This is a genomic window from Chryseobacterium vietnamense, assembly GCF_031454475.1.
Taxonomy (GTDB): domain Bacteria; phylum Bacteroidota; class Bacteroidia; order Flavobacteriales; family Weeksellaceae; genus Chryseobacterium; species Chryseobacterium vietnamense.
The window spans coordinates 1,232,044-1,245,112 of sequence record NZ_JAVDQX010000001.1; the positions used below are offsets into that span (position 1 = coordinate 1,232,044).

Consider the following 13,069-nt stretch of genomic DNA (forward strand, 5'->3'; position numbering starts at 1 on the left):
AGAAATTCCTTTAGAACAGTCTGTAATGATAACCCCACGAGTACGTATGCCGAACGACAAAGATTCATTCAATACCGATCCTTTTATTATTGATGTTTCCGGAAATTATGAGAATCCGATTGATTTTGGAAATGAAGATTTTGTTTCCGTGAATATTCCGGAGATTCATCGATCATATGACCCGGATATTTGGAAAATAGGTAAAAAATACAATCGAAAACTCAATCTTAATGAAAGTCAGATGGTCATACTTGATGCCATGTCTTTTTCCAACAATGTCTTCAACGAGATTGAATTTTGCAGAATACAAATCATAAAACAGTTTTTAAGATCAATAGAATATCTTTATACTAGCTGTATTCCTGTCAACAAATCATACCCAACTGTCATTGATGAACTTTCCGAAATCATTGTTTGTCTCAGGTACAATTATAGAAAAGACAGCCTGAATTATAGCTATACCTACAATTCTGTACAGACGGAAATTTTCAATCATATTTTAAAGCTTTGTGAAAATAATGTTCGTGAAGTGTATGGTATCAAAAGGAAAATCAATACGGATTTCAATTATACCGATCATGATATTCTTTATCAATACAATAAAAAAATGGTTTCAAAGCTTGAAACTTTTCTGATTGAAAACCAATATCAGATTCTGGATGCTGATTACAAAACCAATATTATTCTTAATGAAAATAATACCAACCGCTGGAAGACAAAATTTGAATTGATCCGAGATGATTATTCCAACCCGATTGCCTTTGAAAGAGAGATTTTCAGACTCGCAGAAGTGAATATCAAAAACCCATCTGTGGATGCAATATTTTTTGAATCCTCAAAATTTGTTGCAGAATATGATAGGCATTGCGCATTGAGACTTTATATTCATTATTTAGAAAAGGATCTCAAATCTCCTAAATTTGATAAAAGGGAATTTCCAAAAAACATTCAGAAAAAACTTTTCTCTACTCAAGAACAGTTTTCTGACTTTGAAAAGCTGTTGAATGATTTTATTGCTGACAGAAATCTGGAAATTGCTCTCGAGAAGATTAATCAGTTTTATTTACCTAAAAGAAAGAGAATTAAAATTGATACAGAAGAAATTAAAAATATTCAGGCACAACATTCTGAAACAGCTGAAATATTAGGGCAGATTCTAAATGATGATAGCGAAGAAGAATTGATTTCGATGCAACAGAAAGAAGTTGCTAACAAACAAGAATTAAAGGCCATAGATGCTCCATTAATATCAGAGATTCAGGCTTCAAAATATGATGCTCACCTTCATTTAACAGATATTCAAACGGATATTCTTGATTTATTTGAAAAACACAGTTTCAATATTTTACAGGAGGAACTTCGGGATTTTATTAAAGCAAAAGGTCTTTTTATGGGCTCTACCATAGATTCCATTAATGAATGCTGTTTTGAACACCTCGATGATATTCTGATCGAGGAAGAAGAAGAATATTTTATTATTAACACAAATTATTACAAAAAACTCTTAAACAATGATTGACAATATTAAACCTAAAGAAGCTACTTCTATTATCAACTCTCTGGTAAGCGGTGTAGTCCCTAAAATAGGAGTACAACATATTACGGTAGGGAGATCTGAGGAAATTAATGCTTTTATCAATGCTTTGGAAGATGTCCGAAATGGTCTCAGTCTCGTGAAATTCTGGATTGGTGATTTCGGAAGTGGAAAATCTTTTATGCTTCACCTTCTGAATACGGTGGCTTTGAAGCAAAAGTTTGTTGTTGCCAATGCTGATTTTACACCTGATAACAGACTTTATTCCAATGACGGGAAAAGCGTGATTCTTTATTCTGCTATTATGGATAACATTGCGATTCAGACGAAGCCGGAAGGAGGAGCCTTACAGACATTACTTGAAAAATGGATTGAGCAGGTGATTACAAAAACAGCAGAAGAAAACCATATATCCCTGATGGAGATCCGAAATGATCAGTATCAGGTACTGATTCAGAATTCTATCATGAAAACAGTAAATGAAATTACAGAAGTGGGCGGTTTTGATTTCGGCTCTGCTATTGTTAAATATTATGAAGGTTACATTAAAGGAGACGAATTATTACGTAGAAATGCCCTGAAATGGCTGAAAGGTGAATATAGTACTAAAACAGAAGCAAGACAGGATTTAGGAATCAGGGAAATTATCAATGATTCCAATTATTATGACATGCTTAAAAACTTTTGTAAGCTCTTTGTAAGTATGGGTTATAGTGGCTTTATGATTAATCTGGATGAAGCCATCAATCTCTATAAAATTTCTACTATGGCTTCTCGTGAGAAAAACTACGAGAAGATTTTATCTATTTATAATGATTGTTTTCAAGGGAAAGTAGCCAATCTATTTATCAATTTTGCGGGAACAAAAGAATTTCTGGAAAATGAAAGGAGAGGATTATTCAGTTATCAGGCTTTAAAATCAAGGCTTGAAGCTAATAAATTTGAAACCTCTGAGCTTCGAGATTTCGCACAGCCAGTCATCAGGCTGATGCCTTTAAATCATAATGAAATATTTGTTCTTCTGAAGAAACTGAAACTGATCTTTGATTTTAATTATAAAATAGAACTCAAGATAACAGATGAAGAGATTTCTTCTTTTATGGAGGAGATTTTCAACAAACCAGGTGCTGCAGAATTCCTGACACCAAGAGAAGTGATCAGAGACTTTTTGAATGTGCTTAATATCATCAGACAAAATCCGGATGTTGATAAAAAAAGACTTTTTGGAGAAATTGAAATCTCTGATGAAAGACCGAATGATCTTATCCTTTTAGACAGTATTGAAGAACTATGACAGCCTTCAATCTGCTTTCTGAACCCATCAGAAAATACATCAGGGATAAGAAGTGGGAAAGTCTCAGACCTATTCAGGAGGCTTCCATTCAAAGGATTATGTCTACTGACAATAATTACATTTTAATATCCAGAACAGCTTCAGGTAAAACTGAAGCTGCTTTTCTACCTATTTTATCAAAAGTAAACTTTAAAGAACCGGGAGTAAAAGTTCTTTATATTTCTCCTTTAATTGCTTTGATCAATGATCAGTTTGTTCGGGTGGAAAGCCTTTGTGAATATCTGGATGTTCCCGTGACAAAATGGCATGGTGAAGCATCAAAAGGGGCTAAAGACAGACTTTTGAAAACTCCTGAAGGTATTGTTCTTATTACTCCGGAATCTCTGGAAGCAATGTTTGTCAATAAACCTTATAATGTACGCCACTTGTTTTCTACCTTAGAATATGTGGTTATTGACGAAATTCATTCTTTCCTGGGTTCAGACAGGGGAACTCATTTGCAATCCTTATTAAGCCGCCTTCAAAAAATAAATGCTAAAAAGTTTAGTGTGATAGGACTTTCTGCAACTGTAAGTGACGCAAACCAGTATAGTGAACTGAAAGAGTTTCTTGGAGAAAGTGATTATACAAAAGTGATCCGGGATACGACTCCAAAACCTATCAATGCTGTATTTAAATATTTCCCAGGTACTGTTGAAGAATTGCCTTTACCATTATTAAAAGACCTCTATATCCGGACCAGAGAAAGCAAAGTTTTAATATTCCCCAATGCCCGTGGCAGAGTAGAAGAAGTAGCAGTGAAATTGAAACAAATTTCAGAGAAAGTGGGTGGTCACAAAAATTATTTTTCGCATCATTCTTCTGTAGATAAAGAAGTCCGTGAATATGTGGAGTTTTTTGCTAAAAATTCGACTCTACAAAACTTTTGTATCTCCTGTACTTCAACGCTGGAGCTAGGTATTGATATTGGGAATGTAGATGAAGTGGTTCAGATTGATGCTACCCATAGCATTGCTTCACTTATTCAGCGTGTAGGAAGAAGCGGTAGAAGGGAGGGAAAAGCTAGCAATCTATTCTTGTATGCCACAGACGCATGGAGCCTGTTACAATCTCTGGCATGTTGGTTACTCTATCAGGAACAATATATAGAACCTGTTTATATTAACAAAAAGCCTTATGATGTTATGGTTCATCAGCTTTTATCTATTGTTAAAAGCTATTCCGGAATTTCTTTACCTAAACTTGTGGAGGAAATCATGGGAAATCCTGCCTTTTTGGAGATCACCCTAAAAGAAACAGAGGAAATTATCTTTCACCTTACTACCATTGATTTTTTTGAGAAGCTGGGCAATGAGTTGATTATTGGAATCGAAGGAGAAAAAGTAGTTAACAACAAAGATTTTTATAGTCTTTTTAATACCCCTGTGTTTTTTAAAGTATCCAATAATGGCATCAAAATTGGAGAATTACCTCTTTCCTCACAAATAAGAGAGAATGAAAACATTTACCTTTCCGCCAAGATATGGAGTATAAAAGATATTGATTATCAGACAAAGAAAATAGAGGTAATCCCTGCAAAAGACGGTAAGAAACCTAAATTTTTCGGAGATGCTGCAGATATAGCTCATATGATCAGAGAAAAAATGTTTGAAATACTTAGTTTCAAAGAACAATATGAATTTCTGGATGACGTTGCTCAGCAAATGATTATTCTTTTGCGAAGTGAATTTTCTTCTTTTACCATTAGCGATTTCAAAAAAGAAAGACCTCTGCTGGATCATAACGAAAAGCTTACTTTTTATTCTTTTACAAGTTCAAGAATTAACCGTACAATAGAATTGATATTGGATAGTCTGAATATAAAAAATACGCTGGATCCTCAAAAGAGTGCCTTTGAAATAGAAGGTCATACCGCGGAACAAGTAAAAACCGTTTTCACCAATTCTTGTATAGAGCAAAATATTGATGAAATACTAACGGGTTTATTAGAAGGCAACCCTGCAATTATTGATTTTTCTAAATGGGGAAAGTATCTTCCCATATGTTATCAGGTGAAATTATTGAAAGAAAAATATTTCGATTTTGAAGGCTGTAGGATCTATCTTCAGGACTTGAAAATTATAGATAATAAATAGCAATAATCAAAAGCCGGATTCAATCTGGCTTTTGATTATTAATAATAAATCTTCCCTCGTTTTATTTTCAAAACCTGATCCTTTTCCATATGTTTTATGGTTCTTATAACTGTTTCTACACATAACCCGGTGAGCGAAGCAAGCTGTTGGCGGGTAAGCGGAATCTGAAAAGAATAAGGGTTTTTATCATCATGGTAGCTTTTCAGATAATCCATCAGGAGTTTTAGTTTGGAAACAGGATTTTGGAAGGAAAGATTATAAAGCATGATATATTTATAATACATTCTTTCAGCGAGACATTGGTAGACATTTAATGAAATTTCAGGGTTATTTTGGATCAGCTTCAGAAAGTTCTGTCCCGGCATTACAAAAATACTTGAATCTTCCATGGCAACAGCGTTCATAGGATAAGGCCTGTTGACAAAAAGTAAAGATTCTCCAAAGCTGTGCCCATCTGAGATTATATTTTGGATAAACTCTTTCCCGTTTTCTGTATAGTTATTAAGTTTAATTTTACCTTTTTGAATCTGGTAATAATATACTGGTGATTCTTCTTCACGAAAAATAATATCTTCCGCTTTATAGTCTTTAATTTCGGCTCCAAATGAGATAAGTAAAGTTTCAGTGATCATGGTTGTCATTTAATTTCATCTAAAATTTTAAATACCGGCTGCGAATGCTTCAAAATTTTATAATGGTAAAGGAACATCCATTTTATTTATTTCTCCTATAATGTGGTACCATTTGGATACCACATATTTTTAGTTTTTTCTGATCAATAGGTTGAAAATATTGATTGAGATCATAAAAAGTTAATGGAATAACATACTACATTTACTTCCTATCAAAAGAGGAATGCAAATAATGGGGAATAAGCTGATAAAGGCAATTATGATATTTTAGCTCAATATATAACGTGGTATCTATGTGGTACACATATTTAATAAAATTTTAATCATTTTTTCTTTCTTTGCCTGTATAAAAATGGAAAGAAATTCATATGTGTGATTTTTTTAACATAATCATTCAACAGATGCAGGCTACACACCATAAATCGTTACGTAATATTAATTAAAACCTAGAGAATTTTGAATACATAAAAATTATTTTGTTCCCGATATTGATTTAGTAGAACATAAATTGAACAGTGAAAAAAAGAATTTGCACAGATACACAAGAGATGTGGTATCTGAAATAAGAGATGAAAAAGTATTATGAAAAATAGAAAACCTGAAACTAATTTAGAGGATTTAACCCAAAAGATTCTTGTACAAGACGAAATAATGGCATTGGCCAAAGCAAATTCTCCTCGTCTCTTGAATAAATTCAGATTGGTTTATCCCGATTTTTTTAAAAAGTTATCTGATATACAGCCTTCCCTTAAAAACTCTGAACTGATCTTTTGTATTTACCTTAAGCTCAATATGACTACTAAGGAAATTGCAACCTATATTTTTGTTACGCCAAAAGCAATACAAAACAGGAAAAACAGGATTAGAAAAAAACTGAATATTCCTTCTGAATTTGATATCTATAAATGGTTTAATGAAATTTAAACCATTTTTTTCTGCTTTTATATTTCTACAATGGCTTTATCCAGATCATGATACAAAAGAATTTTCCAGCTGTTCTCTCTTGCTTCCTTTTCCCATTTAAGTCTTAATTCCATTGCTTTTCGGCCATCAAAATCACTTTTATAGGCCAGGTGGTATTTTAAATAAGAAGCCTGCGGAAGATCATCAGCTCCATAGAAAGCCGTTTCCTCATTTTCGCTGATCCAGAATACCTGCATAAAAGGAGTGTGTCCGCCTGCCACTTCATAAGATATCTTATCAGTAATTTGTCCTTTGTCTTCATTCATCCATGTAATATTCGGGAGCTGAATCAGTTTTTCCAATATCTCAAAGTCAAAAGAAGGATTGCCTTTATTTTCCATGGCAAAATCAAATTCACGTTTCTGGATATAAATCTGAGCATTTGAGAAGGTGGCTTCGAAACCATTTTCTGTAAGGGTTACTGCACCTTCAATATGATCTTTATGAAGATGGGACAACAATAACTTGGTGATTTGCTCAGGACGAATATTTTCTCTCTCAAGAATTTCTGAAACCACCGTTTTTCCGGAGTCGTTTTTCCAGCCGATCCCGGCATCCAAAAGGATATAATCATTTTCCGTAATAATAAGAAAAGGCTGCACAGACATTTTGATACCTCCAACGGTGTCAAAATTTCCTTCTGTTAAAAGCGTAAAATCTTTGGTTTTGCTTGCCGAAAAATTGCCTTCTTTAAGTGGAATAATTTTCATGCTGCAAATTTCCTTAATATTTCTAATATTTAAAAAGTTTTTCATCGATATATATGATCAATAAAAACAATGAAACAGGAGATGTCTGAAATCATTCTACTTAGCGTATCATCATCTATCATTCATAAATAGATAAAGAAGGAAGGCAGATTATTTATTTTTTTAATGATTATCTTTGATCTCTTAAAAATCTGACGGTCATCTGCGGTCGGATCATTTTTCAATTCAAATAAAACTTTATACGCAATGCAGGAGAGTTCTTCCCATGGTATTTCCCGGACTGTTATCTGGCTTATGGCCGTTATTTCCGGACTTGTAGTGGCCAATAATTATTATAATCAGCCTTTACTGGCACTTATTTCAGAAGAATTGCAGGTTTCTGAGAGTGCGGCAAGTAAAATATCTGTACTGACTCAGATTGGCTACGCATCAGGATTGTTGCTGATTGTTCCGTTGGGAGATAAATTTTTCCGTAAGAAACTGATTTTAATTGATTTGTTTCTGGTTTTCGGATCCCTTTTATGGATGACTTTTGCCACTCAATTGTGGATGCTGTATGCAGCAAGCTTATTGATTGGAGCAACATCTGTCATTCCACAGCTTTTTGTTCCTATTGCAGCAGAACTTTCATCAGATAAAGAAAAATCTTCCAACATCGGATTGGTCATGTCCGGATTATTATTGGGAATTCTTCTATCCCGTTTTGTGGGAGGGATTGTAGGAGAAGTCTGGGGCTGGAGAGCAATGTTTGGAATTGCTGCAGGACTGATGATTCTTGTTTGGCTAGCGGTTTATAAAATGCTTCCGGAAATGTCACCTAATTTTAAAGGAACCTACAAAGAGCTGATGCGTTCCGTGGCTCAACTTGCCAAAACACAACCTGTTCTTCAGCTTGCATCTTTCCGTGGAGCTATGGCATTCGGGTCAATGTGTGCTTTGTTTACCACATTGGTTTTCCATATGGAGAAACCTCCTTTTAATGCAGGGTCTTCCGTTGTAGGAAGTTTTGGATTGGCAGGAGCGGTAGGAGCTTTAGCTGCGGCCAAAGTGGGAAAATTGCAAAAGTATCTGGATATTAACCGTATTATATTGTATTCTTTACTGATCGTTATAGGAAGCTGGGGTTTTACCTATTTTGCTGGAGAAACCTATTGGGGACTGATTGTCGGGGTGATTCTTGTCGATCTGGGAGTACAATCGAGCCATATTATGAATCAGACCAATTATTTCCTGATTAAGTCCAATGCGGTGAACCGACTGAATACGGTGTACATGGTATCTTATTTTATCGGAGGATCCCTGGGAACCTGGCTGGCTTCTATTGCCTGGCAAAAGGCTCAGTGGACAGGCGTGTGCTTCGTAGGAACTGTATTTGGGGTATTGGCTCTGATCGCTCATATTTTGTTTTCAAAAAGGGTTAATAAGGCAAACACAGAGATGTAAATTTTTATATTTTTGACTAGCTGAAGAAGCGGGATTTTATCTTTGATAAAATCCCGCTTCTTTTATTTTCAAATCTTTACTCTTCCATTGTTTCCAGGGTCTGCATCATTTCCCTATGTTTTCCTCCCCATTCATCAAGCTGTTTCCAGATCGGAATCAACTCTCTGGCAATAGCTGTAAGTTCATAATCAACTCTGGGTGGAACTTCAGCATGAACAGTTCTCTTTACTAAGCTTTCCTTTTCCAACTCTCTCAGCTGAAGGGTAAGCATTCTTTCCGTTATTCCTGAAATAGAGTTTCTGAGTTCGCTAAAGCGTAATTTTCCGTCTTTTAATTTATTTAAAATAATCAGTTTCCATCGTCCTCCGATTTTACACACTGCATAACTCAGGTCGCATCCCTGTATATACTGTCTGTTGATATTATTGGTTGAATTTTCTTTTATCTTACCCATTACTTACAAATTTGTTAGTACCATACATTTAGCTGTATACAATGCAAATGTAAGGTTTGAAATTTAATTTTGTTCAACAAAACAGAAAATATACTGCAATAGAAGAACAATAGCGCTCATGTTCTCTGCAGGCACAATAACTTAAATCAAAATAGAAATGCAATTAACGCCTAAGATAACACAGATTTTAAATCATTTAGAAACAATACAACCTTTCAATCCTCAGGACTCCTTAGATGGTGCAAGAAAATTTCTTGAAACCATGTCTCTTCAGCTTAGTGGGAAGAAAGAAGCTGTAGCTGTCATTGAGGAACTGCATATTCCACAGGAAAATCATCAGATTCCTGTCAGGATTTATCGTCCCAAAGGAAAAGAAATTCAACAATCATCGGCTATTATTTACATTCATGGAGGCTGGTTTATCGCTGGAGGTTATGAAACACACGACGCTGTAGTTCGTAAATTGGCTAATAAAACCGGATCTGTGGTTATTTTTATAGATTATCGTCTTGCTCCGGAACATCCTTTTCCTGCAGGTTTAAATGATTCTCTTGACAGCATAAAATGGGTCATACAAAATGCAGAATCTTTAGGAATTGATCCTGATAAAATAGGAATTATAGGGGATAGCGCTGGTGCAGCATTGGCTACGGCGGTGTCTACCAAAATAGGAAAGCATCTGAAGTTTCAGGTATTAATTTATCCTGCAGTAGATAATCAACTCAATTCAAAGACATGGGAAACTTATGAAAACGGTCCTGTTCTTAATAAGCAGGGTGGTATTGAAGCATGGGCTGGCTATCTTCCTGAAGAGGAGAAAGAGAATCCTTTGGCGATTCCTGTCTTAATAAAAGATTTTAAAGAAACTCCATCCACTTTAATCATTCTGGCAGAACATGATCCGTTGCTGGATGATGGCAAACAGCTTTCTGAAAATATGAAAAATGCAGGAGTTGACATTTCAATAAGCTTTTACAAAGACATGGTTCACGGTTTTATGCATATGGGCGAACTCCTGGAAGAAGTACAGTCAGCAGTGGATGAAATGGCGGCTTTTGCTCATCAAAAATTAAAATCCGGCGAATAAAGTATCATGAAGAAATATGCATATATTGGATGTCTGGGTTTTATAGCTGTTATTACAACAGAATTTGGTGTTATCGGAATTCTTCCGCAAATTGCTGAACATTATAAAATCAGTATAGATAAATCAGGGTATCTTTTGAGTGCTTTTGCCTTAATTATTGCGATTACAGGACCTTTTATGACCTTACTCACATCTGGTTTTGATCGTAAAAAAATAATGCTTACTGCTATTTTCATGTTTCTGATTACAGGATTTGTATCTTCTTTTTCACCACCTTTCTGGCTGTTGATGCTGGTTAGGATTTTACCTGCATTTCTTCAGCCTGTCTATATTGCAACCGCATTATCCGTAGCGATATCTCAAGCAGATCAACGGAAAAAGAACGAATTAATGGGGATTGTTTTTAATGGAGTAGCCATTGCGATGGTAACCACAGTTCCTTTTGCCACATGGATTGCAGGAATTGCTTCCTGGGAATATTCATTTATGATACAGACTGTAGTTAGTTTGATTGCATTAGTTGTTATTTATTTCCTTCTTCCTGCAATGCCTGTAAAAGAGAAGAAATCCTATGGAAAGCAGATCAGGATATTGAAACAGCCGCCCTTTATTTTGAGTACGCTGACTAATTTTTTCATGATTACAGCATGGTTTTCTACTTACAGCTATTTTGCAGATTATCTCAATAAAGCCAAAGGAATGGATACTTCAATGGTAAGTTATATGCTACTGCTTTTTGGAATTATCGGGGTATTTGCCAATGGATTAGCCGGAAAAATGCTTAATAAAAATGTGGCTGGTACAACTGCTTTTTTCCTTTCCGGAACTATTGTTGTGCCTGTTCTTCTTTATTTCTCTGATGGAAATGTATGGGCAACGGTAGCAGTTATCGGAATCTGGGGATTCCTATATTCGCCAAGCTTTTTAAATGCATCCACGTATATGATTTCTTCAGCACCGGATTCACTGGAATTTGCCAACAGCCTTGCTACCTCATTCGGAAATCTGGGGGTGACGGTGGGAACTACAATCGGAGGATGGGTAATCGTTACAGAAGGAGTAGAGTATATTCCATGGATAAGCCTTGTTTTTGGACTACTTGCATTTCTTATGATGGCATTAAAAGGGATGTTAGAAAAGCGCAGTCAGGTACTTTCCACCTGTCAGAATTAAAATGTAATAATTTTTGTTACATTAAAAAATTGTAGTAACTTTGTACCATTAATTTGAAACTTGTTTAAACATTTATTTTCGGAATAGTAAGAATATATTAAGTTGTTGAGAATATTAAGATAAGCTTTGCTTAAGGCTTAAAAATCAGAATGATCCATCTTAACTATACTTTATCTCTTAAATCAATTCTTAATGGTTTCAATATTTTTTTAAAGTTCAAACAGTTTCTTTATTTAAAATAAATACAATGAAAATAGAAATCTGGTCAGACGTAATGTGTCCGTTTTGCTATATCGGAAAAAATAATTTTGAGCAGGCTTTAAGTAAACTGCCTTTCAAAGATGAAGTAGAAGTGGAGTGGAAGAGTTTTCAGCTGGATCCAACTTTAGATCCAAAAGAAACTCAGGACACCATTCAGTATTTCAGAGAAAAGAAAGGAGTGGGCGAAGCTCAGGCTACCCAAATGCTGGGCCAGGTTACCCAGATGGGAAAAGGAGCTGGAATTGATTTTGATTTTGGAAAAACTCTGATCACCAATACTTTCAGTGCCCATAAATTACTTCATTTGGCTAAAAAGCACAATAAATCCAATGAAATGGAAGAAGCATTATTTATTGCCCACTTTATTGACGGTAAGAATGTTGGAGACACAGAGGTTTTGATAGCTCTTGCAGAAAGTCTGGGAATTGATAAAGAAGAAGCAATACAGGCAGTTACTACAGATCAACTGGATTATGAAGTGAATCAGGATATTCAGGAGGCTAGAAACAATGGCATTTCCGGAGTTCCATTCTTTGTACTGAACGGTAAATATGCTGTTTCCGGAGCTCAGCCTGCGGAAGTATTTGAAAATGCACTTCAGCAGACTTATAAAGAAACGGTGAGTCCGTTTAAGGATCTTTCCGGTGGCAACGGAGCGTCCTGTGATGCTGATGGATGCAGTATTTAAAATAACTAAACCCCAAAACAAATCAATTGTTTTGGGGTTTTACTTTAACATATTACAAAACCTGTTGTATCTTTGTCATGCAGTACGAACAGCTGTATAAATCTGATTTCTCAATGATAAAAATTAACAACGAAACGCATTATTCAATTGACGATACTCTTTTTGTTTTCGCATTAGATTCTGAAGCAGGAACAGTTTTCGATGATAAAAATAAATTAATTACCGGCATCGGAAAGGTGAATGCAGCGATAGAATTAACCAAAGAAATTCACGCCAGAAAACCTAAACTGATTGTGAACTTAGGTTCTGCAGGAAGTAAGGGATTCCACAAAGGAGAAGTGGTATGCTGTACCAAATTCATCCAGAGAGATATGGACGTAAGAGGGCTTGGATTTAAGCTCTATGAAACGCCATTATCCGGAGTTCCTCCTGTATTGGAATACGGCCTTAAAATGGATACCTTGAAAGAAGGAATCTGCGGAAGCGGAGACAGTTTTGAAATGAATCACTCAGAAACAGATTATAATATTGTAGACATGGAAGCCTATCCACTGGCATTGATTGCTCAACAGGAAAATATTCCATTTTTATGTCTGAAATATATTTCTGATGATGCAGGAAGTGACGCAGCAGATGATTGGAGCGTACAGGTACATCTGGCTTCTGAAGCCTTTAAAAAAATACTGTTTTCATAA

At 35.3% G+C, this 13,069-nt stretch carries 12 protein-coding genes; 9 read left to right on the forward strand and 3 right to left on the reverse strand.

Annotated features, from left to right (window positions below; all coding sequences use genetic code 11):
- The first annotated feature begins 46 nt into the window (after positions 1–46).
- From J2786_RS05520 to J2786_RS05530, 3 genes are read left to right on the forward strand one after another with little or no spacing between them, the layout of a single operon-like run.
- Complete coding sequence (locus J2786_RS05520) at positions 47–1,519, forward strand: tellurite resistance TerB C-terminal domain-containing protein (protein ID WP_052186960.1); 1,473 nt, start codon at positions 47–49, stop codon at positions 1,517–1,519.
- Positions 1,512–2,828, forward strand: coding sequence for an ATP-binding protein (locus J2786_RS05525; protein WP_047430530.1), 1,317 nt, complete (start codon positions 1,512–1,514; stop codon positions 2,826–2,828). Before J2786_RS05520 ends, J2786_RS05525 begins: the two co-directional genes overlap by 8 nt.
- Positions 2,825–4,963 carry a DEAD/DEAH box helicase gene (locus tag J2786_RS05530; RefSeq protein ID WP_047430527.1) on the forward strand — a complete coding sequence of 713 codons (2,139 nt, stop codon included), beginning with the start codon at positions 2,825–2,827 and terminating at the stop codon, positions 4,961–4,963. Before J2786_RS05525 ends, J2786_RS05530 begins: the two co-directional genes overlap by 4 nt.
- A 38-nt stretch (positions 4,964–5,001) precedes the next feature.
- Here the strand turns inward: J2786_RS05530 and J2786_RS05535 are convergent, their stop codons facing one another.
- Positions 5,002–5,595: a Crp/Fnr family transcriptional regulator gene (locus J2786_RS05535; protein WP_047433261.1), complete on the reverse strand. Its 594-nt coding sequence runs from the start codon at positions 5,593–5,595 to the stop codon at positions 5,002–5,004.
- Between the two features lie 582 nt (positions 5,596–6,177).
- On the opposite strand from J2786_RS05535, the gene J2786_RS05540 reads away from it, so the two are divergent.
- Positions 6,178–6,519 carry a helix-turn-helix transcriptional regulator gene (locus J2786_RS05540; protein ID WP_052186959.1) on the forward strand — a complete coding sequence of 114 codons (342 nt, stop codon included), beginning with the start codon at positions 6,178–6,180 and terminating at the stop codon, positions 6,517–6,519.
- 17 nt (positions 6,520–6,536) lie between these two features.
- On the opposite strand, the gene J2786_RS05545 is transcribed toward J2786_RS05540, so the two are convergent.
- Positions 6,537–7,268, reverse strand: a complete 732-nt coding sequence (locus J2786_RS05545; RefSeq protein WP_047430523.1) for an MBL fold metallo-hydrolase — start codon at positions 7,266–7,268, stop codon at positions 6,537–6,539.
- A gap of 246 nt (positions 7,269–7,514) precedes the next feature.
- On the opposite strand from J2786_RS05545, the gene J2786_RS05550 reads away from it, so the two are divergent.
- The gene (locus J2786_RS05550) at positions 7,515–8,711 is read left to right on the forward strand and encodes an MFS transporter (protein ID WP_047430519.1); all 1,197 of its coding nucleotides are present in this window, start codon (positions 7,515–7,517) and stop codon (positions 8,709–8,711) included.
- 76 nt (positions 8,712–8,787) lie between these two features.
- Here the strand turns inward: J2786_RS05550 and J2786_RS05555 are convergent, their stop codons facing one another.
- The gene (locus tag J2786_RS05555; RefSeq protein WP_047430517.1) at positions 8,788–9,165 is read right to left on the reverse strand and encodes a winged helix-turn-helix transcriptional regulator; all 378 of its coding nucleotides are present in this window, start codon (positions 9,163–9,165) and stop codon (positions 8,788–8,790) included.
- A 157-nt stretch (positions 9,166–9,322) separates the two neighbouring features.
- On the opposite strand from J2786_RS05555, the gene J2786_RS05560 reads away from it, so the two are divergent.
- The 4 genes from J2786_RS05560 to J2786_RS05575 all read left to right on the forward strand — a co-directional run bounded on the left by J2786_RS05560 (position 9,323) and on the right by J2786_RS05575 (position 13,069).
- Positions 9,323–10,252, forward strand: coding sequence for an alpha/beta hydrolase (locus J2786_RS05560; RefSeq protein ID WP_047430515.1), 930 nt, complete (start codon positions 9,323–9,325; stop codon positions 10,250–10,252).
- A 6-nt stretch (positions 10,253–10,258) separates the two neighbouring features.
- Complete coding sequence (locus J2786_RS05565) at positions 10,259–11,425, forward strand: MFS transporter (RefSeq protein ID WP_047430513.1); 1,167 nt, start codon at positions 10,259–10,261, stop codon at positions 11,423–11,425.
- Between the two features lie 247 nt (positions 11,426–11,672).
- Positions 11,673–12,374, forward strand: coding sequence for a DsbA family oxidoreductase (locus J2786_RS05570; RefSeq protein WP_047430511.1), 702 nt, complete (start codon positions 11,673–11,675; stop codon positions 12,372–12,374).
- A 113-nt stretch (positions 12,375–12,487) separates the two neighbouring features.
- Entirely contained in the window at positions 12,488–13,069 is a 582-nt protein-coding gene (locus J2786_RS05575; protein ID WP_047433258.1) for a 5'-methylthioadenosine/S-adenosylhomocysteine nucleosidase family protein, read from the forward strand.